The organism is Sphingomonas sp. ERG5 (genome assembly GCF_000803065.1).
GTDB lineage: Bacteria > Pseudomonadota > Alphaproteobacteria > Sphingomonadales > Sphingomonadaceae > Sphingomonas.
Genome location: NZ_JSXI01000009.1, coordinates 28,661 through 52,761 on the forward strand (window position 1 = coordinate 28,661; position 24,101 = coordinate 52,761).

Sequence of the window (24,101 nt, forward strand, 5' to 3'; positions counted from 1 at the left end):
ATCAGTCTCCCGAATCTTCGACGCAGATATATTTGGAATCCGGCGAGGGGCCGGGCGCAACCTTGGGATTGCGCACGACGAAGCCGAGCTTCGACCATTCAGTGACCATTTTCAGGTCACCTGCCAGCGTCTGCGGAATGCCGCGCGCCCAGTTGCGGAACTGCAAGGTCGCCTTGCCGTCGACCATGGTCGGGTAAAAGACCTGCATCGGCCGGTGTGCCGGCCACCACAAAGTCTCCCACACGCGCTGTTCCTGCGTCATCAGGCTATCGCCGATGCTGTCGGGGCTGAGCTGATTCCACGCCTCATAGGTGACGTCGATCATTTGCGTGGTGCATTCGTTGAAATCGGCTTGCCAGGGCAGGCCGGACAGCTTGGTCATGTCGCCCGGCTGCAGCCCGACATCGAAATCGCTGCCTTGCGACAACGGATCGCTGATATAGGCGACATAGCCTTCCTCACTGACGCCCGAGCCCCAGCGATTGGCGTTTTGCTGCGCGGCGGTGAGCTGGAACTGATACCATTCCGGATCGGCCTTGATGCGATAGGGCGCATGCCAGATCGCCGGATTGCGGATGACCCAGGTCACTTCGCCGCCGGGGCAGAAGGCACCGCCCAGCGCATTGGACAATACCCCGCGATCGAGTTCGCGCCCGGTCTTCGCGGTCCAACCCTTGTAGGGCTGCCACGGGTCGATCGTGTCGGGCACGAACCCAGCCGCGACTTCGTCGATGAACAGTCCCCTGGCCCATTGCCGCAGCATGAAGAGCTGTGTGTCGGTCAGGCGCAGGAATTTGCTCACCGTCTTGTTGGTGATTGGATTGTCGCCGGCAAGCAGCGGCATCAGCGGCAAATGATAAGTGCGCGTCGCCGGGTTGCTGCCGAGGCGGAAGCTGTTCTCCTCGCCCGGCTTGCGCAGCAGGTCGAACAGATATTGCCGCGCCGCCCGGCCCGGATCAGTGGTGGCGTCGAGCCGCGCCTGGTCGAGCGCGCGGGTCAGCAGGATGCCGGCGCGATATTCGAAGGCGAGGCGGCGTAGCACAGAATCGATCGGCTCGTCGGGATTCTGCGTGCGGTCGGGTTCACCCGGCTCCTGCCGGGTCGAGGCGCGTGCAAGCTTGAGCAACGGCTTGTCGGTCGGCTCGACTGCTGCCGCGACAGCGGCGATCGCCGCGTCCACCGCCACGCCCCAGGCGGCATGTGCTTCGGCATAGACAGCCGATGGTTCGGCTTCATTCTCAGCCTGGATCAACCGCCAGCGCGCGGCATAGGCCTCGGGCGTCTCACCTTTGACCGGCGGGCAGACGGTGGCAGCGAACACGGCGGCGGCGGCCTTTAGTGGACCAGAGGCGAGATCGGTCGCCGAGGCCGCGCCCGGTGCCTGAGTCGCATCGAGCAGCATCAGGCTCGGTTCGAGCGCCGCCTCGAGCAATTTGCCCGACCGGTGGTCGTCCGCCGCGATGACCAGTTTCTTGGCGAGAGTGCGTGGCGCGAGCTTGGGCGGGATGCACAGCCGGTATGGGTCGAACGTGCCGCGGCTCGACTGGTTGTGCGGGAAATTCGACAATTGCAGGATCGCCGCGAAATAGGAGAATTCATCGGCGCGGAAGATGATCGGCCAGATGTCGCGCCAGAACCAGGGGCGGTAATCCGGGTTCCACTGCACCGGCCCGGCCTTCCAGTGAAGCAAGGCGGGCGTGTCGAGCGGATCGACCGGCTGCGGATTTTCGAAGGTGCTGGCGGTGCCGTACATGTCGGGGCGATAGGCAAATTCGCGGATCGACAGGTCCTCGACCACATCTTCCAGCGTGATCATGTCAAGCACTTCGGGGGCGTAGCGCGGATAACCGGCCAGCACCCAGGCGGGATATTCGACATCGATGTAACGCAGCTGCCCGACATTCTCGGCTTGCATCACGAGGCGCGCCATCACTGGCCCGTCGGAGATATCGTCGAACCAGCTGTCGCTATTGGCGTAGGTGTCGATGCGCGGATGACCGAAACCCGACGCGAAGGATCCGCTGCGACCATGCCCGGCCAGTACCAGCAATCGGCCGTCATCGTCGGTGATCAGGTCGCCCAGCGTATCGATGTCGCGCGGTTGCATGCCCGTCGGCGGAAAATTGACCGCATAGGCCGGGTTGGTATCGCGTGCGAAGCTCGCCTTGCGCCGCGTCTTGTGATCGACCGTCTGTGGGCCGGGATCGATGATCAGCTTCTGCCGCGCTTGCGCATCGGTGATCGTCGGGTTGCGCAGCGGTGCGTCGCTCGGATAGCCGACTTCGCCGCGCAAGCCGTCGAAGGTGTACCAGGCGGCCTTTTTGTTGGCGAGCTGCACGCGCCACTGGATATCGACCAGAGTGCCCTGATTACCGCCGCCTTCGATCCCGTCCTTTAGCTTGAGCGGACGTCCCTCCGGGCTCTGCTCGTCATAGACATAGATCTGGAAGCGCGCCGCCTGGCGCTTGATGCGGCCCTTGCCATCCTTGAACTTCTTGACCGGGGCATTGCCCTTGGCCGGATTGCCCATCGAATCGCACTCGATCGGCAGTTGCGCCGGGCCCTCGGGCGTGATGCAGAAACCGTCGGGACTGTCGCCCAGCCGGGCGATGCCGATCGCGGGATGGATGCGATATACCGGTGGCGACGCCATAGAATTCCCCTTTGGCCGGCGCCCGATCGGCGCCCCCTCCTGCTTCAATCGAGAAAGTTGAGCGACACCCCGTCGAGCCGCAGCAATTCGCGATCTTCTTCATACGAGGCGCCGATCACGACCAGGCTGACGGTCAGCGTCTTGGCGCCGGTAGCGAGCAGCTTCTTTACGCAGCGCGTCACGTCGATGCGGTGGTTGCGCGGCGTGTTCATGCTGCGCTCGCGCCGGTCGAACTTGCGGTTCTCCGCCGGGGGCAGCTCGCAATGACCGGGTCCGCCATAGCATTCGCCATGCCCGAACACCGCCGCATAGCCCGCATAGCCTTCGCTGGTCAGCGGGGTCGACGCATCGGCATCGGGCGTGTTGAGGAATACGCGGATGAAGCAGGATCGCGGCAGTTGCGGCACGCGGTGCAATCGCACCTCGGCCGAACGGAAGCCCTTGTGCACCGCATTGGACACCGGCAGCGGTGCGGACACGAACCGGCCCACCGGATTGGTCAGCCCGACCGGGATCATGCTGCCGCCGCGGACATATTCATAACCGAAGCGATGCATGTCGAGCGTGTCGCGCGTGGCATAGCTCCACGGCGTCAGGGGCGAATCGAGATCGGCGGGCAGGGCGTCGGGATGCTCCTGCTGCCAATTGTGCCACAGCCGGTCGATATTGGCGTGCACCGGCCAGAAGATCGGGTCGTATGACGCGGTCAGGTTGCTGAACATGTCGCCATATTGCGGCTCGCTATACAGATCCTCGCGCTGGTGGAATTTGCGCCCGGCGACCTGCACCGCGCGGTTGCGGTCGAGCGGCGCCTTGGTCTCGAACGCCGGATTGATGCCGCCGGTCCAGATGTGCATCGTATTGTGCGGATTCTGGTCGAGGAAACCAAAGCTGTCGACATAGAGGCTGCCGCCGCCGAAATCGCGGAAGGTGCGCAGCGACATGATCTCGTCAATGTCTTCCTGGCGCGGGTAATGGTAATGGATCACGCTGTTGATCGTGCCGCTGCCGAATTCGCCGGAATAGCGTAGCGGATACCAGAGCGAATTCGCCTCGAGCAGCGCATCGATCAGGCGTTCCCGATAAGTGCCTTTGGTATATTTGTCGCCGATCGCCGCGTTGACCGCGGCGAGGAACTTGCTCAGCGTCGCATAGTGCACCTGGACCAGCGGCTGCAGCTTCTTGATCGGGAAACCCTGGCCGGCAAGCGTGCGCAGCGAGGCCTCGGTCAGGAATGCCTTGAATGCCTCGGGCAGAATCGCGCCCTTCGATGGATCCTCGGGATTATAGCGCGGCGCGGGAAAGTCCCACCACGGCATCGTCACATCGGGGCAATGATCCTGCAGCGCCTGCTCGAATTCATAGAGATAGACGCGGTGCCAGGGCAGGAAGCGTTCCCAGCCATGCTGGCAGTGATTCTGGTGGATCAGCGCGAGGTTATTGTAGCTCCGCTTGTCGCCGACCCATTTGTTGAGATTGTACAGTTCGCGAAAGGCGCAGCGCAGCCGCTCTTTCTGTGGCTCGCTCATCGCATCGACGTCCATGCGTTGGCGCAATTCGCCCTTGGCATAGGCGTAGGCGCCAGGATCGCTGGTCGGCGCGAACACCGGCCCGGCGAGGCCAGTGACCTCGACCCGGGTTTCGCCGGGCACGCTGACGTCGCCGGCGATGGCCAGCGTATCGAGCAGCGCACCAGGGCAACCTTCGTCGATCCAGCTTTCGATCCGGTCGATATCTGCGGTGGTCACCGCGCTGCCGCCCCAGGGCAGGCGCGGGAATTGCGTGCCGTCGAACGGCGACTGGCCACGCAGGCCACGGACCAGCCCCGACCGCGCGCCGCGATCCGATACGCTGCCCCCCATGCCGCCGTTGCCGCAGCAACTGCCGCCGGCCTCGGGCTCGATCAGCGTTACACCCATCACGCTGAGAGCAAGGAACTGCGGCAAGGGCAATTCCCAAAAGGCGCCCGGCGCCCCGGTGTCGGTCCCGCCCGCGCCGCGCAGGATCGCTTGCACATCGGCATAGCCGAACACCGGCGAGTCCGGTGCTTTGGACGGCTTCGGGGCCTTGGGCGCTTTAGTGGTTGCCATGGGCATTGCCCTGCAGCTGCAGCGGCGCATTGGCCGGAGCGCCGACATTGCCGTCGGGCAGCACGACCGCGACATTCTGCATCATGCCCTGATCCTCATGGTCGAGGATGTGGCAATGGAGCACGAACTCCCCGATATAGCGTTCGTACCGGGTGCGGACCTTGATCGTGTAGAGCCCCGAAAAGCCCTCGGGCAGACTGGGATTGCCGCCGCCGATCAGGCTCTTGATCCACAGCGTGTCCTTCCACACGCCTTTCAGCCCGGCATATTGCGGGTCGATATCGCCGCCGGCGTCATCGACCGATCCGATCGCGCTGACATCCTTGCCATTGGGATCGATGATCGAGACGATCTGGAACGGATTGACGTGGATATGGAACGGATGGCTGACGAAGTGCGACTGCATGGTCCATTCGTCGACCCCGCCGAGCTTCAGCGCGCGGTCGAGCCGATTGGGGTCATAGGATTTCGCATCCGCCGTCACCAAAGTGTTGCCGACCTCGAACTTGGTATCGGCGGTCTTGGTGTCGATGAAGAAGGTCAGCTCCTGCGTGCCGGTCACTTCGCTCGCTTCGATCGTTGGATGCGGCACGAAGCGAGTGAGCTTCATCCCGGCCTTGAGATCGGCGACGACCGAGGGCTGGACATCAGCCGGCATCACCTTGGTCGCGGTCTGGACCAGTGCGTTGGTGACATAATCGGCGAGATTGCCCGTCACCTTGGTCCCCGGCGCGACCTTGACGAAGCCAAGCAGCTGGCGGCTGACCGCGAGCGCGTTGACCGTGCCCGATTTCGGCGCCGCTGAATCGATCACGCAATAGCCGGCGGTGTCGGGGAATACGACCAGCGCATCGTAGCGATAGCCCGGCTGGAATGTGGTCAGCTTGGTCTGCTGCCCCGCCGCCATGGTCAGGCCGTCGGCCGCGACGACCGAATAGGGCAACGCTTCGGTGCCGCAATTGTCGCGGATCGCCTTTTCCTCATCCTCGGGCGATTTGATCAGCTGCAGCTTCTTCGCCAGCTTGCCAGGCTTCGCTCTGAAGAATTGCAGGCTGATCGTATCACGCACCCCGGCATGGATCATGCGCCAGCGCTCGACCTGACCCTGCACCGCGTTGAAACTGGGCAGAACTTCACCGTTGAGCGAGGTGTAACGGCCCGATGCCGGCCAGGTGCCTGGGCCGAACTGATCATAATCCTCGATCACGCCGACATCGCCCGGATCGCACAGATAGCGGCCCTTGATGGTCTGCTTGATCGTCCCGTGCGGATGACCCGGCGACGGGGCGGTGCGACAGGCGTACTGGATCTGCTGCATCACCAGGATGCGCTCGGGCATGCCTGCGATGATCGTATCGAGATCGCCATTGCTCTTCAGCGTCGGCAAGCGGTCGCCACGGATGATCAGTGCGCCGGCCATGCCGCTCGATACTTGCAGCGCTGTCGATCCATGGCGGTGGGTATGGTACCAGAAGGTACCTGACGGATGTTCGCCCGGGACATTATATTCATACTGGAACTTCACGCCGGGATTGATCGACAACAGGACATTGTCGCCATTGCCCGCCGGGTTCACCCACAGGCCGTGAGTGTGGAGGTTGGTGCCGTTGAAGCAATGCGGCTTGTCCGGCATGTGGTCGGACATCATGCAGCCGGGATCAGCGGGCAACTGATTGTCGAGATTGACGCGGATTGTCTCGCCCGGCCGAATCTCGATCGTTGGCGAGACATAGGGCTTGGTCGGATCGACGTCGGTACCGTTATAACTGCGCAGCCGCACCTTGTCGTTCAGTCCGGTGGCGGGATTGTAAAGCTGGCCGTCGGTCATCACCACGTTCAGGTTGAGCACCCGCTCCCGGACCGTCGGGCTTGGCGCCGGGCGGGTCGCGTCCGGGGCGACGCTGAGCAGCATCTTCGATGCCGGCTGGTTCGAATCGTTCAGAGTGCGCGGATTCTCCACCGTCCGCTCGGCCTCCTGCGCGGCGGCGGCGCTGGCGGATCCGATCGCCAGGCTGGTACGGGCAAGTTTGGCGTCGAAATGCGGCATGATCCCCCCTCAGGTCTTCACGCGTTTTGGTGCGATGCCGAACTTGTCCTCCCTAGGGGTGATGATGTCGAGTAGCTGGACAAGAAAATTGGGACCATTTTGGCTATTGCCCGCGCGATCATCTCCATTGTGGTGACAGATATGACTGTTAACGCGGCTTTGACCTTGGCGCGGGTCAATGCAGAACAAGGCTGAGCCGTATCGGTGTTATGACGGCTTCACGAATTTTTGTAAGAAACGGCGCAACAACTTGACCAATTGTTGCTACGAGCAATAATTGCGACGAATGGCCGCGACACTCACTAGGGTGTGTCGCGGCCGTCGGTGCGGCGTCAGGCAGACACCGTCTCGCCTTCCACTGCCTTGGCAAGCGCTTCGAGCAGTTCGCGCGATCCGGCTTCGCGCTGGGCGGGATTGTCGAAGCCGTCGAGATAGGCGCCCTGTTCGGTGAAGACGAGGCGCGTGCCGCCATCGACCGGCGTCAGCTCGATCGACGCCAACGATGCGGATATGCGGTCTCCGCCGATCATCATCGCATAGCTGGTGATCATCCGCTGATTCGGCACGATATCGAGATAGAGGGTGTCGTTGCGCATCGGCGGGCCGTCGCCAAAGCGGAACTCGGTGATTTCCATGCCGCCGACGCGGAAGTCGGATGCGTAGCTGTCGATGATCCAGCCTTCGCCCTCGGCATACCATTTGCGCTTGATCGCCGGATCGGCATGCGCCTGGAACACGCGCTCAGGTGACGCGGCATAGATGCGTTCGACCGTGAAGGTCGCATGAGTGATCGATCGTTCGGTCATGAGTCATTCTCCTTTTTTGATTTCGTCGATGGTGTCGGGCTCAGCGACCAGATAATCGCCGAGCCGGTCGAAGCGCCGTCCCCACAATTGCCGGCGCTCGTTGATCCAGTGTTCCGCGGCGCTCATCGCTTCCGGATCGATGCGGCACGTGCGCACCCGCCCGACCTTTTCGGACCGGACCAGGCCGCTGGCCTCCAGGATACGCAGATGCTGGACGACGGCGGAGAGCGACATGGCGAGTGGTTGCGCCAGTTCGCTGACTGACGCCGATCCGCGACTGAGGCGGTCCACCATCATGCGCCGGCCACCATCGGCAAGCGCGCCGTAAAGCAGGTCGAGTTGTTCGTTTTGCTGAAGCATATGCTTCACTATTCCGTTGGATGTGTGGCGTCAAGATAGTTTAGCAATTGCTTCAGCTTTCGTCGTGACGAGATGCTTGATGCGGTGGGAGGTCTGGGCGTGAGCATCCGGAAAACAATAATGTGATGTTTTCCACGCCCGGACGAACCACAGTCCCGACAACAGGATGCGATGTGACGAAACGGAATGGCGACGATCGATCATCATGATGACGGCGCCGGCTTTACCGAGCTGGTCGATATACACGCGGGAATTCTCCGCAAGGTCGCGACGACCTATTGCCGCGATGCGGAGGACCGCGCCGATCTGGCGCAGGAGATCATGGCGCAGCTGTGGCAGGCCTGGCCGCGTTATGATGCGACGCGGCCGTTCTCGACCTGGATGTACCGTGTCGCGCTCAATGTCGCGATCTCCCATGTGCGCGGCGTCTATCGCGGCGCGCGACATTTCATCCCGCTCGATGACGGGCACGGACAAGTCGCCGACGAGACGGTCGATCATGAATCGAACGAGCGGCTCGCCATGCTGGATCAGCTGATCGCCGGCCTGGACGGCCTCAATCGGGCTTTGCTGCTGCTCTATCTCGACGAGCGCAGCCACCGTGAAATCGCGGACATTCTCGGCATCAGCGAAAGCAATGTCGGCACCAGGATCGGGCGGTTGAAGCAACGCCTGCGCGACCAGCTCGCCTGACCCGGACGCAAAGGACAAGATGATGGAACTGGACGATCTCAAACAGGTGCTGAACCAGCTCGACGAGCGGCTCGAGCGCCAGGCGGCGGTGCAGCTGCAACAGGGTCGGCGCCTGGTCCGCAACGACCTGCGCGATACGCTGAAGCCACTGGCGCGGAGCCAGACCTGGCTGATCATCGCCGGCGCGCTGATTTGTCTGCTCGGCATTGCCGCATGGCAAAGCGAGTTGCGCCAACCGGGCGGCGCTTTCGTTAGTGGAATCATCCTCCATATCTATGGCGTGCTGTCGATCTGGGCCGGGGTCGTCATCAAGGCGCTGGTTGCCCGAATCGACTATGCCGAGCCCGTGGTTGCGATCCAGAAACGGCTCGTACAGCTGCGGCGCTTCCATCTCTGGGCCGGTATCATTGTCGGCATGCCCTGGTGGATATTGTGGGCACCATTGATGATTGCCCTTCTTCGCGTGTTGACCGGCATCGATGTGCCACTCTTCGCCCCCATCTTTCTGTGGATTCTGGCGATCGCTGGCGTGGTGGTCATGGCAGGAATCTGGCTGGTCTATCTCTGGGCACGGGCCAGCGGCCGGCAACGCGTCGTGCGCGGGTTTGAAAACGCCTTTGCCGGGGAGCATCTGAAACGCGCACAGGGCCAGCTCGACGAGATCATGCACTTCGAACGCGACTGACCGGCCTCGCCGCCTTCTTGCATGGTCAAGGCATCGTCACGCGATCAGGTCGGGCAAGGCTGCGGCGAGCGCATCCATATCGGTCATGCTGTTGAACAGGGCTGGCGTCACGCGAACACAGGCGCCCTTGGCCGGCCCGACCCGATGCACAGTGAAGATTCGATGACGTTCGAGCAGTTTTGCCGCGATGGCGATATTGTCGGCGACGCTGGTCTTACCCGCGATGCGGAACGCGGTGATGCCACCGTGCAGCGAGGGATCGTCTGGCGTCAGTATTTCGATCCCCGGGATTTGTCGTGCGCGGATGACCCATTGGTTGCGTAGTGCACTCAGCCGATCGGCGCGGCGTTTGGCGCCGATGGCTTGTTGAAAGGTGAGTGCTGCCGGCACGGTCAGCTGCGCGGCGAAATCCAGCGTGCCGGTATGGATGCGCGCCTGCAGCGTGTCGCGATCGGTGGCGTCATTGGCCGGATCGCGATCGATCGCCGCCAGCGCGCGCCTGCGGACATGCAGCGCGCCGACGCCGAGCGGCGCGCCAAGCCATTTGTGGCAATTCAGCCCGACAAAGTCGCAATCGAGATCGGCCAGCGCGAAGTCGAGCTGACCCCAGCTGTGCGCGGCATCGACGATCGTATCGATCCCGCGCGCCCGTGCCATTGCTGCGATCTCGCGTACCGGCACGACCAGGCCGGTGCGGTGGCTGAGATGCGTCAGCAGAATCAGCCTGAGCCGGGGATTGGCGTCCATCGCTGCGGCATAGACATCGATGATCGATTGCCGCGTAGCCGGTTCGGGCAGCGCGATCCGCACCACCGCGGCGCCGCGCCGCGTGGCCAGGCTCTCCATGCACGCCTGCATGCTGTCATAGTCGAGATCGGCATAAAGCACCGCATCGCCGGTCTTGAGCCGGTTATAGCCGAGGATCAGCGTCTTCAGCGCCTCGGTCGCATTGCGGGTGAAAGCGACTTCTTCGGCAGGCACGCCAAGCGCGGCGGCAAGGGCATCGCGCGCGGCGATCACCTCGCGCACCATGCCGCGCCGGGCGTAGTAGCTGGTGTCGCGATTGACCCGCTCGACCGCTTGTTCATAGCTGCGCAGCACGGGCCGGGCCATCATGCCCCAATTGCCGTTCTCGAGCTGGATGACCTCGCGCGTGACGTCATATTGTGCCGCCACGTCGTGCCAAAAGGCGGCGTCGTCACCGCCCGACCCGGGCAGCGCCGCAGCGTGCGCGGTGACGGGCAACGCCATCGCACCCGCCAGCAACGCACGCCGGTCGATCGGAAAACCGGTTGCCATCAAAAGGTCATTCCCAGCCGGACATAATATTGCCCGCCATCGGTATCGTATGGCGCGTTGCGCGAATAGATCAGACCGCGCACCGCCTGGTTGGTCGCTTCGTCGGGATAGGTGTTGAAGACATTCTCCGCCCCGACCCGGACCGAGAAATGCTCGGTCAGGGCATAGCGCGCCGACACGTCGAACAAGGCGATCGACCCGAAGCGCTGGAACAGCTGGGTGGTGCCGTTGGCGGCGATGTCGGTCCATGCCCCGTAATAGCGCCCGCGGGCCAGCAGCGAGACCGGGCCGATTTCATAGCCGACCGTCGCGGTGCCGTTATGTTGCGGCAGGCGCTCTTCGAAGACGCGGCGCTGGGTGTTGTCGGGAATCGCCGCGGAAGCACCGCTCCTCACTTTGGTCTGGTTGTAGTTGTACGCCAGACTCAGGCTCGCACGACCCGGGCCCACCGGGTGTGCATAGGAGAGTACAGCGTCGATCCCGCGCGTGCGTGTGTCGAAATCATTGGTGAAGAAGCTGATCGCGGTGAAGCGCTGTGGATTGGGGACGTCTTTCGGTGGCGGAGATGCCTGCGATTGGCTGAAGCGATCATTGACGTCGATCTGGTAAAAATCGACGCTGCCGCTGAGGCCGAAGCCACTCTGGAATGTCAGGCCCGCCGTCGCGGTGCGGGATTTTTCAGGCGTCAGCGCCTTGGCGCCGAGTGCGACGGCCAGTGGATCGCTTGGCGACAGCCGGCCCTGGGTGAAGATCTCCAGGGTGCTTGTGTTGAGACCCTGGGTGGTCTGCGATGTGTTGAGCTGCGCTGGCGTCGGTGCGCGAAAGCCGGTCGAATAGGTCGCACGCGCCGCGATCCCCTTGATCGGTTCGATCCGTGCCGCGAACTTGTAGTTGAACGTGTTGCCGAACTCGGAGAAATCCTCGTAACGCCCCGCCGCGCCGAGTGTCAGCATTTCGACTGGTTTCCACTCCAGGTCGAGATAGCCGGCATAGCTGGTCTGGCCGAAGGTACCGGCCACTGCCGGGCTGAAACCCGGAAAGCCGTTCGAATTGGGGGCAAGGCCGGTCGCGGCTCCCGGGCCGACCGCATAGGAAGCGGGATCGCCGGCAGAGACTTGGTAAGTTTCGACCCGGCGTTCCGCGCCGAACGCGATATTGACCGGATCGGTCGTGCCGACCGGCAGGCGATAGACGAAATCGGCGTTCAGGTTGAACTCGCGCTGCTCCAGCCGGCCAAGATAGAAGCTGGTCGGGCTGAGTGGGCCGAGCGATGCATTCAGGCTTTCGTTCAGCGTGTATTCGATCCGGCTGCGGCCGGCTGCCGCGCTGATGTCATAAGTGAAGCGATCACCGATCGCCCCGCGCACCCCGCCATTCGCCTGATAATCGCTGAATGTCGTGCCGAAGCGCGGCGTGAAGCCGACCGGATAGAGTTTAAGGAAGGAAAAACCGGGAAAAGCGGTGCTGGAATTGAACACGCTGCCCGTGCCGGCCGGGTTACGCCAGTTGAAATCGGTCACGCCTTCGCCCTGCTGTACGGTGCCGAAGGCATAAAGTGTCGCCGCATCCGACAAGTCGTAATGAGCGTCGAGCGCACCGCGGATACGCTCTTCGTCGGGTTGGCCCCAACGCTGCACGGGGTTGGGCACCGCGAGCGTTGGGTTGGCGTTCTGGAACAGGATGGCGTCGGGTCGTTGCCGCGTGCGCGAGGTCGCTTCGCTATGGTCATATTCGCCGGTGACGACGAGCATGCCGCGGTCGCCCAGAGCGATACCGCCGCGTGCGCCAACCTGATATTCCTTCCCGTCGCCGCGATCATATTGCGAGAACTGGCCAAAGGCCTCCATGCCGGCGGTGTCGTCGAGGATGATGTTGACCACCCCGGCGATCGCATCCGATCCATATTGCGCCGACGCACCGTCGCGCAGCACTTCGATCCGCTTGATCGCGAGCGACGGGATGCCGGCCAGATCGGGCGCCTGCGCGCCGCGCGTGCCCAGCAGGGCGGATCGATGGTAGCGCTTGCCGTTGATCAGCACGAGCGTCTGATCCGCCGAAAGGCCGCGCAGCGACGCGGGACGCACGAACGCCTGGCCATCGGCGGCGGGCAAGCGCTGTACATTGAAGGAAGGCAGCAGCTGCGCCATCGTGTCGGACAGGTCGCCCGAAATGCTCGACCGCACCGCGTCGGCCGACAGCACATCGACCGGGGCCAGCGTGTCGAACTGCGTCCGCGAGCGGTCGCGCGTGCCTGTTACGATGATCTCGTTCTCGGGTTCGCTGCCTGGAGTCGACGCGTCGCTCGCCGTATCGGCCGCGGGCAAGGATGCGGTTTCGGCATGGGTCTGGGCAAAAGCAGGCGCACAGGCGAATTGCAGCGCGATGATCGCGCTCCCGGTCGTGAATTTCATGAAAACCCTCCAGCCCGGCCGCTTTGCGTGGCCAGGTCGAGGCGGCTGTTAGGCACCTTATTGTTCAGTGCCGTGACGATTAGTCTTCAATTGTATTACAATTAGGTTTTATTTTCGAGTTTTCGGCAAGCGCTCGCGACCGGTCGCTGCCCGAACGGGCTCAAAGAGCCTTCAACAATGCGTTGACCGCCGGGACGGCCGACCCGTCGCCGGTCAGCGCTACCGCTGCGAACGCATGATCGGCCGGAGCATAGACGATCAGGGCACTGGCCCCGGGCGTGCCGCCGGCATGGCCGATCCACAGGATCCGTCTGGCCCCGTCGGGCAGGTCGAACACCATCGCGCCCAGGCCGTAATATGTGCCGGGATCGAACATGGGATAGAGTGTTTTGGTCATCGCCGTCACTTGCGATCGTGCGATCAGGCGCCCGTCAAGCAGCGCGGCCCAGAAGCGCACCATGTCGCCAGCGCTGCCCACGATCGGACCCGCGGCGCCGGCCCAGCTCGGATCAATCGGCTTTTCCTGGGCGGAAACAAGCGGCGCCACGCCGCTCGCACCACCGCCCGGCGGTAGCGCCCGCAGCGTCTTCAACCCCAGCGGCACGATAATCCTGGCAGCGATTGCCTGGTCGATCGAGCGGCCATCGACGATCCGCACGATCTCGCCCAGCAAATCATAGCCGGTGTTGGAATAGCGCCAGTTCGCGCCCGGGCAGAACATCGCGCCATGCCGTCGCGCGATCGCCAGCGTCTCGGCAGGACCCCGATAACGCGGGTCGGCGCGTGCCGTCAGATCCTCGTTCGCGCTGAACAGGCCGGCCGTATGCGCCAGCAGGTCGCGTACCGTCACGACGTCGCCATTGGGCACATTCTCGATCCAGCGCGATATGGGATCATCGAGCGACAGCTTGTGTTCCTGCACCAGCTGCAGGACGACGACCGCAGTGAAGGATTTGCCGGCACTGGCCCAGAACAGCTTCGGACCGGCGGCGGTGCCGTCGCTGGTCCATAGCCCCTTGCCCGTGATGCCGACCGCAGCGGTCATCGCACCCGGCTGGGTCTTGTCCCGGATCATCGCGAGCACGGTGTCGAGGCGTGCGGTTATTGCCGGGTCCAGCGCGGTTTCGGGCACCGCCGCCGGTCGCGCGACGTCAATGGCGGCGTGAAGGGGGCGACCGGCATAAGCCTGGCGCACCATGCAACGCACCGGCTTGTAGTCGGCGGCGCCCGCAGCGGTCGCCAACAGTGAGAGCAAGGCAATGGCACTACGGTACATGGAGGCATATCCCTTTCCCATCTGGGTCACCAATCGATCGAAAAGCCGAGCGCCACAAAGCGCGGTACGCCGCTATCCTCATTCGCGGCCACCGCCAGTGCTCCGCTCTCGTCGAGATAAGCGTTGCGTAACGGAAAGCTGCGCGACCCGACATTGGTGCGGTCGAAAATGTTGAGTGCATCGACGAACAGCCGACCCTGCGCGCTGCCCAGCCGGATCGTCTTTTCGATCCGCACGTCGATTCGGGCATATACTGGCGCTTCGGCGGAAAAAGGCGGTCCGTAGACCGCGACCGGCACGCCGCTGGCGTCGCGTCCGATCGAGAGCAAAGGGGTATAGGGAACACCGCTTTGTACGCGGACCTTGCCGCCGATCGACCAGGTCGGCAACGGTCGCCATGTCGCGGCCAGCGTGCCGCTCCACGGGATCGCATAGCGATAATTGATCGGCGTGTCCGTTGGCAGCAGACGGCGGCGGTTGATGGCATGGCTTAACGACAGCCAGCCGTCGAACTGGCCGCCGTTGGGCGCGCTGATCAGCAAGTCGATCCCGCGTGCCGTGCCGGCGACCCTGCTTTCGATCGGGGTACCGATCAGGTCGTCGAGCCGGAAATCCTTCCACCATGCCTCTACTTGCGCGTTCCACCCGCCAACCCGTGCGCGGATTCCGCCCGCTGCCTGCCACGACGCGGGCAGCCGCATGTCCCGAACAGCGGCGAGGTCGAAGGCAAGCCGTGCGGGATCGGGCCGGCCGTGCACCCGTCGCCCACGGACGAACAGCGCGATGCTTTCGGCCGGCCGCCATTCCAGTGAGGCACGGGGTTCGACCATTGTCGCATCCAGCGCTGCGTCGTGTACGAGCCGACCGCCGATCTCCGCGGTAAGGGAGCGTGATAGCGGCAAGGTGATGCCGGCGAATCCCTCGATCGAATCGAATCTGCGGCGATGTGGTGCATTGCTGCCCGAGACCGCGACGATGCAGCGTGTGTCGAGATAATCGCACAGCGGTACCGCACCCGTTACGGATACCGTCAATCGATCGCGTCGCAGGTTGATTCCGGTATCGAGCGTCACCGCGCCCAGGGGCAAGGTGAGGTCGCTGCGCAGCGACAGCGTGTCTGTCGCGAATGCGATCCGGTCGCCCGCGGCATAGGTCGTGCGATCGGACGCAGCGACATGTGAGGCAACCGTTGTCCATGTCCCGCTCGGCCCGAGCGGCACGTTCAGGCGAAGCGCTTGCGCGTCGAACCGCCGGCGTTCGATCTGGCCATAGCGTGGCGCGATGCCGAGCTCCGGGCGTTGGGTCTCGCGTCGCTCGTCGCGGCTGCCGAGTGTCGAGGCGGTCAGGTCGAAGCCGCTGCCGCTCCAGCGAGCACGGCCGACATAGTCGGCGCTGCGTGGCATACGATATTCGACCAGCCGCGTGCCTGGCCCAAACGACCCGACGAACAGATGCGCCAGATTGTAGCGGCCGCCGGCGTAAACCGAGAGGCGGTCGGTCAGCGGCGCTTCGATGAATCCCGCCACCTTGATCTGGCTTGCCTCGATCTGGGCATGCGCGCCATCCAGTGCGGGATCGCGCAATGCGATGTCGATCACGCCCCCGGTCGCACCACCGAAGCGCAGGGGGAAGGCGGCACTCGACAGGTCGAAGCTTCGCAGCGCGGCGGGCATGACGATCGAATCGCCCAGATCGTGAAACAGGTCGGGCAGCGGGATTCCGTCGACCAGGAACAGATTGTCGCCCGGTCCGGCGCCGCGCACCACCGGCCGATCCAGATCGCTGCCCCCGAAACTGATGCCCGGCAGCGTCAAAAGGGCCTGGACCGGATCGCTCACCGTACCCGCGACATGCAGCAGCGCCGCGGAATCCGCTGCCATGCGGGTCGTATCGCCATCGCCCTGCTTCGCCGTGACGAGAATGTCGTCGAAACCGCCTTCGGCGGACCGAGCCAGAATGTTCTCCTGCGCTGTGGCAGGAAACGCGCAGGCAAGCGGGATCGCTGCGAGGGCGCATACGCGCCTCGTCCAGGAGCTGGTCATCTCAGTCAGCCTTTTAGGAGAGAAGAACGAAGACCGGCGATCAGCCTGAGGGATCGTCCGGTACATGGTCGATCAGGTCGCCAGGCCGGCAGCCGAGCGCGACACACAGCCGGTCGAGTGTGTCGAACCGCACGCCCTTCACCTTGCCGGTCTTGATCATCGACAGGTTCTGCTCGCTAAGGCCGATTGCCATCGACAGCCCCTTCAGCGTCATCTTGCGCCGCGCCAGCATCACATCGAGCGTCAGCACGATCGCCATCAGAGGATGCTCCGCGCATCGTCGTCCAGTGCCCGGCCGGCGACGAATATCTGCGCGACGAACAACACGAGGAGAGCCGAAACGGCCATCGTCACCTGTTCGGCGCCGATCGTGACATGCAGCGAGCTCGGGCGATCGCCGGCGATCGAGGTCAGCAACAGGCCGTGCAGCGCCTGCTGGACGATACGAACCGGGACCAGCCATAGCATTGCCCAGGCGAAACCGCGAAAGCCGCGCACCGCCGCTTCGGAGAAGCAGTCGCCGGCCATCGCCGCGCGAAAGGTCCGTCGCAGCCGCAGCAAGGCGAAGATGAGCAATGAGGCGGTCATCGCGTACAGGCCGCAATTGGCCCAACGCGCCCAGCCGGTCAGCAATTCGCTCGGTACGGGGTCGATGCCCGGTGCGCTCGCCAAGGGCGAGAGCAGCGGGTGGAAATAGACCGCCACACCACCGCCGATCAGCAGCGCACAAAGCAAGATGGTCAGCCGGTCGAGCAACTGTGCGGAACGGGCAAGCGTCAATGCCGGAAACATCGGAAACCACCCTTTCTTCAGGATGGTGATCAATTAAGATAATGGATTATTTCTGTCAAACAATAATATCTGGCGGACAAGTCGCCTCTTCGATCGATAGGATGTCGCCTGGTGCGCAGTCGAGATAGTCGCAAATCCGAACCAGGGTTTCGAAACGAACCCCCTTCACCCTGCCCTGCTTGAGCAATGACAGATTGGCTTCGGTGATGCCGATATGGGCGGCGAGATCCTTCCCGGTAACCTTGCGCCGGGCCATCATCACGTCGAGGGTTATGACGATATGACGTGCCACCGTCATCGCTGCCTTATTGCGGTTGCCGGGATTGCGCGTCGGGGGAAGACAGCGCGTGCGATCGGGAAGTGGAGCGAGCGAGACATGATGGGCGCCGGTTATCCCACAGCGAGATGTGGTGGAAGCGCGATCATGGCGCGGGTTCAATCGGCGCGGCCGACAAACGAAACGAGGGGCCGTCGGCAGGTGCGGGAACCGGCTCGATGCCCTGACTGCGCAGCATTGCCGCGACCGCTTGGCCGCGCCGCTGCGACAGGCCTGGCGTCTCCGGTTCCTCCTTGGCCAGGCCGGGCACGCGCAACGCGCGGATGTTCCAGCGCCGCGCCGCCCAGGCCGAGGTCAGCACCGCTTCGCGCGCGGCAGCATCGAGCGTATCGGCGTCGCCAGAAAAGCCGATCAGCGGCAGCGGCGCTTGCGGCGGTGTGATGGCGATGTCCCATCCTTCGGCCTGCAGCGCCGATCGCTGTTCGAGCGCGCGATAGGTTGCGATCGTCGCGCCGGGCAATGGTGCGGCGATCGCGCGCGCTCGACGATGATCGCGATCGACCGTCACGGTCTCGGGCGCAATGCCCGCCGCGAGCCCCAGCATCCGCGTCATCGCGGAGGCCTGCGCGGTCTCCGCCGCCGCCGCTTCGCCTGCCTGACGCAATTCCTCGCGCTGTGCATCGAGCGGGCCGGCACCGGGTTCGAGCAACACCTGATCGAGTCGCAGACGGATCGGCTGGCCGAGCCGCTGTTCGAGTTCCTTCTGCAGCGCCGCCGATTGCTGCATGTTCGCTCGCGGCGTGATGATGACCGATCGCACGGTGATCGGAGCCGTATCGAAACTGACATCGAGTTGAGTCACGCGCGCGTCCGCGCCGAAGCGGTCGGAGAGGTGGGAGCGCACTTGCGTTACGGTGACGGCTTCGGTTGCGATCTGCCTGAGCGAAAAGCCGAGCGGGATCGCCATGACGATGAAGACCAGCGCGAGAAGGATCGTCTGGGTCCAGCTTTGTTGGCTGGAGAGGTGGTGGCCGAAGCCATAATAGCGCGCCATCACGGTTGCGGACAAAGCGATGGTCACGAAATTGGTGACGAACAGTGCGAAAGCGCCGCCAAGCACGGGCAGATTCCCGGTCGCGAGCCCATAGCCGACCACCGCGAGCGGCGGCATCAGCGCCGTCGCGATCGCCACGCCGACGATCGTCTCGCCGCGCCCGCGGATGATCGCAAAGGTCCCGGCCAGTGCCGCGAACAAGGCGACGGCGAGATCGAACAGGTTCGGGCGGGTGCGCGCGATGATCTCGCTGGTCGGTGCCTGGAGCGGCGACAAGGCGACGATTAGCGCGGTAAAGGCGACCGCGGCACAGGATCCGATGGCCAGCGCGATGACGGCGCGGCGCATCTCGCCGAAATCGAACAATGCGAGGCTGAACCCCAGGCCAAGGATCGGGCTCATCAGCGGCGAGATCAGCATGGCGCCAATCACCACCGCCGGTGACGATAGCAGCAAACCCAGGACCGCGATGCCGGCGGACATGATCGTCATGAAGCCATAGCGCGGCGACCAGCCACTCTCCGCGATGATTCGTTCCATCACCTGCGCATGGTCGACGCTGCCGACAACCGCGCGGCGCCACCAGCGATACAGTACGAAACGATCGAGTGGGTCCTGTACCGCCCGAATGTCGCTCGCCTCTCGCGCGTCGTTCATGCTCGCCCCCTGCCTCTTCGGTCGTCGCGGGTCAGGGTGGCATCTGGAACGCGCCGGGGCAATGAAAGCCGGGCCGGACATCCTTTGACGTCGGACGATCAGGGGAAGGAACGCGCGCGCTTGTCCCCGCGGCCATGGCTATTTCGGCGCCACAGCCTTGCTCGTCAGGTCGGCAAGATGCCTCTGCGCAGACGCATCGTCGGGAGGGGGTGATGTTGACCACCAGTCACGTCTCCGTTAGAAATGTGAAATGGTTCAACGCGCATTCGATCTTCCCAATTTCTCGCAATCACCTGAAGAAGCGTTCGCCGAATTTCCTTCGACGCGCTACCAAGGCTCCAAGCGTAAATTGCTGCCGTTCTTATATGAAGCATGTAAATCCTACGATTTTCACAGTGTCCTTGATCTTTATAGTGGAACCAGCAGCGTTTCTCTGATGTTTAGGTACATGGGGAAGCGTGTAACTGCTAACGATTACATGCTCTATAATTGGACAACTGCTAAGATTCTCCTTAATGCCACCAATGATTGGTTGGGTGGCCTTGATATGAATTCGCTTATCGAAGGGTGCTTCGAGTCAAATAATGATGTACAGAATGTAGTTGGCAATAGATTTGCCGGTATATATTTTCCTGACGAAGAAAATGAACAAGTAGATCTGTTCTGTGCCAATCTTTCGAAATTTCCGCCCGAACAAGCTGATCTATTAATATATCTGATGGGTCAGTCGATGCTGATGAAGCGTCCATATAACTTGTTTCATCGCGCTAACCTTGAAATGCGTACGAAAGATGTTCCTCGGAGTTTCGGAAATGCCAAGACATGGGAGACTCCTTTCGCTACGCATATGCTAAAGCTCGCTAAAAGACTTCAGAAATGCCAGTTCAGAGGTCCGGCCGGAGTAGCCTATTGCATAAATTCGAACGATATTGGTGAGTTGCCGGTAGAACCAGATTTGATATATCTTGATCCTCCCTATTTGAATAAGGCCAATGTACCGGTAGATTACTCGACGTTTTACCACTTTCTGGACGGTTTGGTTGACTATGCGCTATTTTCGCAAGGGAATGACAAGTATCCACATAAGCCCATTGCGTTGAAGCCGTCGCGCTGGCGGACACCTGACGGTGGTCTTGCCGAGATTAGCGACATTCTTCGTCGATGGCCGACGGCTCGAATTGCAATTAGCTACCGTGGCGATGGGCGTCCCTCGATTGCCGATCTGAAAGCAGTTCTGGGCCAGGCAGGGTATATAATAAACGAACACACTGCGGTCGATTACAAATACGCTCTGTCGAAGAATTTCGATGCTACCGAAGATTTAATAATCGGCACACCTTCGCGGCTTACATAAAGCGTTGAAAGTCGGGATGGGCGACCAGTCGCTCGGCAGTGCCTATGGCTAGGGAAAACGCTTCGTAATTTGCCCAATAGAAATCGCATGCTTCTTTTGGCTTGGCGAAGCCAGCGAATGGCCCCATGCCATGTTGGAAGTCGCTTGGTTTAGACCCCACGAAGCTTCCAATATTTTTCGTATTCCCGCTTCCAGCTTTCAACCCACAGAGTTCGTGCTTTTCTCTTATAAATACAGCCTCAACTTTATAAGGGCAGGTAATTTCGCCGGCCTTCGGCAAGTTTTCAAGGTCATATTCGGTGTGGTGGCCGAGTTGTTTATATACAAACCCCAGAACCCAATGATCGGTATAGCTACTATAGGCATGGAGAATGTTCTTCGTATCATTTCGAAGAAACGAGTTATAACCTCCCAAAGTAAAAATCATCCGCGCTCGCGTGTAGGTGGTTTTAATGTCGAGAGCGATACGATGTCCGGTGATGATATTGGTCATCGTAAAATCTGGATACGTTGTTTGGTTCGCCAACTCCACGTGATAGCCAAATTCCCTGGCTATGCTTCGCAACGCCGGGGCAGCCATCCGTTCGAAAATAGTCGAAATAACCTTCGTATCGGAATCTATTGGATGAACGAACGAATTCGAGTCGAGAAAACCCTGAACCTCCCACGACCAGTTTTCGGTTAGGTTGAAGAAGTTTCGGCGGAATCCGTCGATTGTCAGCGCATTCATGCAATTTCGCTCCCGGCAAAATCACACAGTTCGGAAACTGTTACACTCAACGCACCGGCAAGGCTTGCAACGCAAACCAAGCTTGGGTTGCGTTTCCCGCGTTCCAAGAGGCTAATGTACGTGCGATCCAAATCGGCGAGTTCGGCCAGGGCCTCCTGCGATATTTGGAGTCGAACGCGAACCATGCGCAGGCGCTTGCCAAAAGCAATCAGGATTGCGGCGTCTGCTTCATTCATCGGTCACGAATCGCGTGGGAGTGACTGACAGTCCACAGACTGATGGTCACGGCTTTGCCTTGGCCGGCCCATGACTAAATCGTGTCGATCAGCGCAGCCAAAGGCGCGCGGCGTCCCGTGCCGGTACCTCGCCGGTGAAGTGCCCGAAGGCCAATTTGGCTAAGTTATTCAAAAAATGGTGCTGCCGGTGAGGATTGAACTCACGACCTCAGCCTTACCAAGGATGCGCTCTACCACTGAGCTACGGCAGCATTCCGGTCTTGCGATCGGAGCGCGCCTAAGAGACGAGGGCGGCTGGATTGTCAAGGCGAAGGTGTCGCTATGAGCGATAAGGACGAAAAGGCCGCGCGGTTGGCGGCGGCGCTGCGCGAGAATCTGAAGCGGCGCAAGGCACAGGCGCGGCGTGCGGACACGCCGCCGCCGCGCGAGGAAAAGCGCGAGCCCGACGCCTGACCGGGACCGGGCGCCGATTCAAGGCGCTGGCGGTTCATGACAGGATGGCGCCGGACGGAATGCCTTGCGGTTTTTTCCCCGCGCTCTTTCTCATGTTGAAAGGGTTGCGGCGCTCCGACCGCTGTTATGCATAACAGCGGTCATGGGAGGCAGGTCATTGAGAAAAAGAGAAGGATTCCCATCGAAAATCCAACCTAACAGCGTTGGTTTTTCTTCGGGCAAGGCGCGGTCGGTATCGTTGCGACACGGGGTAGCCGAGACGGCCCACCTAGCCGATCGGCGCGCATTTCTCCTCGAGCCATTCCAGTTCGTCACCGCTCATCTGCGGCCCTAGGATTTCCAGCACCCTGGCATGATAGGCGTTGAGCCAGCCGCGCTCGGCCGAGGTGAGCATCTCGGGCACGATCAGCGACCGTTCGATCGGGCAGAAGGTCAATGTCTCGAACCCGAGCATGGCCGCATCGCCGCCGGCAATCTCGCGTTCCTCGACCAGGATCAGATTCTCGATGCGGATGCCGTACTCGCCCGCCTTGTAATAGCCGGGCTCGTTCGAAATGATCATGCCGGCACGCAGCGGCTCGCTCGGGCCGCCGCCGGGATAATTGGGCTGGGCGATGCGCTGCGGGCCTTCATGTACCGAGAGATAGGCGCCGACGCCGTGGCCGGTGCCGTGAGCGTAATCGAGCCCCGCTTCCCAAAGCGGGCGCCGCGCAAAGCCGTCGAGCTGCCCGCCATTGGTGCCACGCGGGAAGATCGCGGTGGCGAGGCCGATATGGCCTTTCAACACGCGGGTGAAGCGGTCGCGCATTTCCTCGCCCGATTCCGGGTTCAATTGGCCGATCGGCAGCACGCGTGTCACATCGGTGGTGCCGTCGGCATATTGCCCGCCCGAATCGACCAGATAGAGCTGGCCGGGCTCAAGCGCCGCGTTCGATTCGGGGGTCGAATGATAATGCGGGCTCGCGCCGTGCCCGCCGGTGGCCGAGATGGTGTCGAACGAGGTGTCCTTGAGCACCCCTGTCGCTTCGCGGAATTCCTGCAGCTTGGCGACGCAGCTTAGTTCGGTCTGCCCGCCCTTGGGCGCTTCCGTTTCCACCCAGCGCAGGAAACGCGCCAGCGCCGCGCCGTCGCGGGCGGAGGCAGCACGGTGGCCGGCGATCTCGACCGGGTTCTTGGTCGCCTTGGCCAGCACCACCGGATCGCGCAGCGCCAGCACCTTACCGCCGCCCTGTTCGAGCCGGTCGAAGATCGCCGCGACCGCGCGCTCGGGGTCGGCGGCGATGCGCTTGCCGGCATAGCTGCCGAGCGCCGCCGCGAACGCCGAGCGATCCTTGACGCGGATCGCGTTGCCGAGATGCTGGAGGACCGCGTCGTCGATCTTGTCCGGGGCAACGAACAGGTCAGCGGTGCCGTCGCTATCGACGATCGCATAGGCCAGCGCGACCGGTGTATGCGCGACATCCTGTCCGCGGATGTTGAGTGTCCAGGCGATCGAATCGAGCGCGGTCAACACGACGGCGTCGGCCTTGCGCTCGGCCAGCCAGTCGGCGATCTCCGCGCGCTTCGCGGCGGATGAGGCTCCCGCTTGCGCGTCATTCTGCACCACGAGGCGTGCGTCGGACGGTGCGGGGCGATCGGGCCACACAGCGTCGATCGGGTTGGTGTCGACCGCAACCAGCTCGGCACCGCGCGCGGCGAGGGCCTTCCTCGCGTCTTCGACCCAGGCGCGGGTGTGCAGCCAGGGATCGTAACCGATCCGCCCGCCCTGCGCGGCATGCTCGCCGAGCCAGCCCGCGACGCTGGTCGCGGGGACCGAGACGAATTGCCAGTGATCGCCATCGACTTGCTGCCGTACTTGCAGCGTGTAGCGCCCGTCAGTGAAGATCGCTGCCTGTTCGGGCAGGACGACCGCGCTGCCCGCCGATCCCTGGAATCCGGTCAGCCAGGCGAGCCGCTGCGCATAGGCGCCGACATATTCGCTCATATGCTCGTCGGTCAGCGGTACGACGAAGCCGTCGAGACGGTCGCGCTTCAGCTGTTCGCGAAGGGCGGAAAGGCGGTCGGCATAGTTGGACATGGGGGAGATCCGGGCGAGATGTTGTTGATTGCCCATCCATAAACCGCCCGGCGCGGCTTGGCGACTGTCCCGGTTCAGCCGCCGCCGCACCCGCCACATCCGCCGCCAC

At 62.6% G+C, this 24,101-nt stretch carries 20 protein-coding genes and 1 tRNA gene; 4 read left to right on the forward strand and 17 right to left on the reverse strand.

What is annotated here, in order from left to right; translation table 11 throughout:
- Nucleotide 1: 1 nt before the first annotated feature.
- The 5 genes from OO12_RS02140 to OO12_RS02160 all read right to left on the reverse strand — a co-directional run bounded on the left by OO12_RS02140 (nt 2) and on the right by OO12_RS02160 (nt 7,956).
- On the reverse strand, nt 2-2,653 hold the full coding sequence (locus OO12_RS02140; RefSeq protein WP_034156989.1) for a LodA/GoxA family CTQ-dependent oxidase: 2,652 nt from the start codon (nt 2,651-2,653) through the stop codon (nt 2-4).
- Between the two features lie 44 nt (nt 2,654-2,697).
- Complete coding sequence (locus tag OO12_RS02145; protein WP_034156990.1) at nt 2,698-4,743, reverse strand: tyrosinase family protein; 2,046 nt, start codon at nt 4,741-4,743, stop codon at nt 2,698-2,700.
- Nucleotides 4,730-6,790, reverse strand: coding sequence for a multicopper oxidase family protein (locus OO12_RS02150; RefSeq protein WP_052215437.1), 2,061 nt, complete (start codon nt 6,788-6,790; stop codon nt 4,730-4,732). The genes OO12_RS02145 and OO12_RS02150 overlap by 14 nt, the downstream gene beginning before the upstream one ends.
- Before the next feature lie 332 nt (nt 6,791-7,122).
- Nucleotides 7,123-7,596, reverse strand: a complete 474-nt coding sequence (locus OO12_RS02155; protein ID WP_034156991.1) for an SRPBCC family protein — start codon at nt 7,594-7,596, stop codon at nt 7,123-7,125.
- Between the two features lie 3 nt (nt 7,597-7,599).
- Nucleotides 7,600-7,956 (reverse strand): ArsR/SmtB family transcription factor, encoded by a 357-nt coding sequence (locus OO12_RS02160; protein WP_034156992.1) that lies wholly within the window; start codon nt 7,954-7,956, stop codon nt 7,600-7,602.
- A gap of 186 nt (nt 7,957-8,142) precedes the next feature.
- Between OO12_RS02160 and OO12_RS02165 the strand changes: the two genes are divergently transcribed.
- Nucleotides 8,143-8,649: an RNA polymerase sigma factor gene (locus OO12_RS02165; protein WP_052215439.1), complete on the forward strand. Its 507-nt coding sequence runs from the start codon at nt 8,143-8,145 to the stop codon at nt 8,647-8,649.
- Nucleotides 8,650-8,671: 22 nt separating this feature from the next.
- The gene (locus tag OO12_RS02170; RefSeq protein WP_034156993.1) at nt 8,672-9,334 is read left to right on the forward strand and encodes a hypothetical protein; all 663 of its coding nucleotides are present in this window, start codon (nt 8,672-8,674) and stop codon (nt 9,332-9,334) included.
- 36 nt (nt 9,335-9,370) lie between these two features.
- Here the strand turns inward: OO12_RS02170 and OO12_RS02175 are convergent, their stop codons facing one another.
- The 8 genes from OO12_RS02175 to OO12_RS02210 form a co-directional block, all read right to left on the reverse strand.
- Complete coding sequence (locus tag OO12_RS02175; RefSeq protein ID WP_034156994.1) at nt 9,371-10,633, reverse strand: aminotransferase class V-fold PLP-dependent enzyme; 1,263 nt, start codon at nt 10,631-10,633, stop codon at nt 9,371-9,373.
- Entirely contained in the window at nt 10,633-13,044 is a 2,412-nt protein-coding gene (locus OO12_RS02180; protein WP_034156995.1) for a TonB-dependent receptor plug domain-containing protein, read from the reverse strand. Before OO12_RS02180 ends, OO12_RS02175 begins: the two co-directional genes overlap by 1 nt.
- A gap of 160 nt (nt 13,045-13,204) precedes the next feature.
- Nucleotides 13,205-14,320, reverse strand: coding sequence for a serine hydrolase domain-containing protein (locus OO12_RS26640; protein ID WP_052215441.1), 1,116 nt, complete (start codon nt 14,318-14,320; stop codon nt 13,205-13,207).
- Nucleotides 14,321-14,346: 26 nt separating this feature from the next.
- Nucleotides 14,347-16,362: a TonB-dependent receptor plug domain-containing protein gene (locus tag OO12_RS02190; RefSeq protein WP_034156996.1), complete on the reverse strand. Its 2,016-nt coding sequence runs from the start codon at nt 16,360-16,362 to the stop codon at nt 14,347-14,349.
- A gap of 40 nt (nt 16,363-16,402) precedes the next feature.
- Nucleotides 16,403-16,621 carry a helix-turn-helix domain-containing protein gene (locus tag OO12_RS02195; RefSeq protein WP_034156997.1) on the reverse strand — a complete coding sequence of 73 codons (219 nt, stop codon included), beginning with the start codon at nt 16,619-16,621 and terminating at the stop codon, nt 16,403-16,405.
- A complete protein-coding gene (locus OO12_RS02200; protein WP_152616220.1) occupies nt 16,621-17,154 on the reverse strand; it encodes a DUF2975 domain-containing protein in 534 nt (177 codons plus the stop codon). Before OO12_RS02200 ends, OO12_RS02195 begins: the two co-directional genes overlap by 1 nt.
- A 55-nt stretch (nt 17,155-17,209) precedes the next feature.
- Nucleotides 17,210-17,452 (reverse strand): helix-turn-helix domain-containing protein, encoded by a 243-nt coding sequence (locus OO12_RS02205; protein WP_034156999.1) that lies wholly within the window; start codon nt 17,450-17,452, stop codon nt 17,210-17,212.
- 124 nt (nt 17,453-17,576) lie between these two features.
- Nucleotides 17,577-19,142, reverse strand: a complete 1,566-nt coding sequence (locus tag OO12_RS02210) for a DUF389 domain-containing protein (RefSeq protein ID WP_034157000.1) — start codon at nt 19,140-19,142, stop codon at nt 17,577-17,579.
- A gap of 250 nt (nt 19,143-19,392) precedes the next feature.
- Here OO12_RS02210 and OO12_RS27355 point away from each other — a divergent pair, with 250 nt between their 5' ends.
- On the forward strand, nt 19,393-20,496 hold the full coding sequence (locus tag OO12_RS27355; RefSeq protein WP_082006288.1) for a DNA adenine methylase: 1,104 nt from the start codon (nt 19,393-19,395) through the stop codon (nt 20,494-20,496).
- Here OO12_RS27355 and OO12_RS02215 read toward each other — a convergent pair.
- From OO12_RS02215 to OO12_RS02225, 3 genes are all read right to left on the reverse strand, one after another.
- A complete protein-coding gene (locus OO12_RS02215; RefSeq protein WP_052215442.1) occupies nt 20,489-21,226 on the reverse strand; it encodes a type II restriction endonuclease in 738 nt (245 codons plus the stop codon). The two genes, OO12_RS27355 and OO12_RS02215, sit on opposite strands and share 8 nt — an antisense overlap.
- The gene (locus OO12_RS02220; RefSeq protein WP_034157001.1) at nt 21,223-21,462 is read right to left on the reverse strand and encodes a helix-turn-helix domain-containing protein; all 240 of its coding nucleotides are present in this window, start codon (nt 21,460-21,462) and stop codon (nt 21,223-21,225) included. The genes OO12_RS02215 and OO12_RS02220 overlap by 4 nt, the downstream gene beginning before the upstream one ends.
- Nucleotides 21,463-21,638: 176 nt before the next feature.
- Nucleotides 21,639-21,713: transfer RNA gene (locus OO12_RS02225), tRNA-Thr, on the reverse strand.
- 70 nt (nt 21,714-21,783) lie between these two features.
- Here OO12_RS02225 and OO12_RS29255 point away from each other — a divergent pair.
- The gene (locus tag OO12_RS29255; protein ID WP_268747908.1) at nt 21,784-21,915 is read left to right on the forward strand and encodes a hypothetical protein; all 132 of its coding nucleotides are present in this window, start codon (nt 21,784-21,786) and stop codon (nt 21,913-21,915) included.
- Nucleotides 21,916-22,183: 268 nt separating this feature from the next.
- Here OO12_RS29255 and OO12_RS02230 read toward each other — a convergent pair whose 3' ends face one another.
- Complete coding sequence (locus tag OO12_RS02230; RefSeq protein WP_034157002.1) at nt 22,184-23,992, reverse strand: aminopeptidase P family protein; 1,809 nt, start codon at nt 23,990-23,992, stop codon at nt 22,184-22,186.
- Nucleotides 23,993-24,101 lie beyond the last annotated feature (109 nt).

Coding starts and splice junctions, on each gene's coding strand:
- OO12_RS02160 (WP_034156992.1), bottom strand. CDS start 7,956: ATGCTTCAGCAAAACGAACAACTCGACCTGCTTTACGGCGCGCTTGCC.
- OO12_RS02165 (WP_052215439.1), top strand. CDS start 8,143: ATGGCGACGATCGATCATCATGATGACGGCGCCGGCTTTACCGAGCTG.
- OO12_RS02145 (WP_034156990.1), bottom strand. CDS start 4,743: ATGGCAACCACTAAAGCGCCCAAGGCCCCGAAGCCGTCCAAAGCACCG.
- OO12_RS02215 (WP_052215442.1), bottom strand. CDS start 21,226: ATGAATGCGCTGACAATCGACGGATTCCGCCGAAACTTCTTCAACCTA.
- OO12_RS02175 (WP_034156994.1), bottom strand. CDS start 10,633: ATGGCAACCGGTTTTCCGATCGACCGGCGTGCGTTGCTGGCGGGTGCG.
- OO12_RS29255 (WP_268747908.1), top strand. CDS start 21,784: ATGAGCGATAAGGACGAAAAGGCCGCGCGGTTGGCGGCGGCGCTGCGC.
- OO12_RS02190 (WP_034156996.1), bottom strand. CDS start 16,362: ATGACCAGCTCCTGGACGAGGCGCGTATGCGCCCTCGCAGCGATCCCG.
- OO12_RS02140 (WP_034156989.1), bottom strand. CDS start 2,653: ATGGCGTCGCCACCGGTATATCGCATCCATCCCGCGATCGGCATCGCC.
- OO12_RS02205 (WP_034156999.1), bottom strand. CDS start 17,452: ATGACGGTGGCACGTCATATCGTCATAACCCTCGACGTGATGATGGCC.
- OO12_RS02180 (WP_034156995.1), bottom strand. CDS start 13,044: ATGAAATTCACGACCGGGAGCGCGATCATCGCGCTGCAATTCGCCTGT.
- OO12_RS02200 (WP_152616220.1), bottom strand. CDS start 17,154: ATGTTTCCGGCATTGACGCTTGCCCGTTCCGCACAGTTGCTCGACCGG.
- OO12_RS02195 (WP_034156997.1), bottom strand. CDS start 16,621: ATGGCGATCGTGCTGACGCTCGATGTGATGCTGGCGCGGCGCAAGATG.
- OO12_RS27355 (WP_082006288.1), top strand. CDS start 19,393: ATGGTTCAACGCGCATTCGATCTTCCCAATTTCTCGCAATCACCTGAA.
- OO12_RS02210 (WP_034157000.1), bottom strand. CDS start 19,142: ATGAACGACGCGCGAGAGGCGAGCGACATTCGGGCGGTACAGGACCCA.
- OO12_RS26640 (WP_052215441.1), bottom strand. CDS start 14,320: ATGTACCGTAGTGCCATTGCCTTGCTCTCACTGTTGGCGACCGCTGCG.
- OO12_RS02155 (WP_034156991.1), bottom strand. CDS start 7,596: ATGACCGAACGATCGATCACTCATGCGACCTTCACGGTCGAACGCATC.
- OO12_RS02220 (WP_034157001.1), bottom strand. CDS start 21,462: ATGAATGAAGCAGACGCCGCAATCCTGATTGCTTTTGGCAAGCGCCTG.
- OO12_RS02150 (WP_052215437.1), bottom strand. CDS start 6,790: ATGCCGCATTTCGACGCCAAACTTGCCCGTACCAGCCTGGCGATCGGA.
- OO12_RS02230 (WP_034157002.1), bottom strand. CDS start 23,992: ATGTCCAACTATGCCGACCGCCTTTCCGCCCTTCGCGAACAGCTGAAG.
- OO12_RS02170 (WP_034156993.1), top strand. CDS start 8,672: ATGGAACTGGACGATCTCAAACAGGTGCTGAACCAGCTCGACGAGCGG.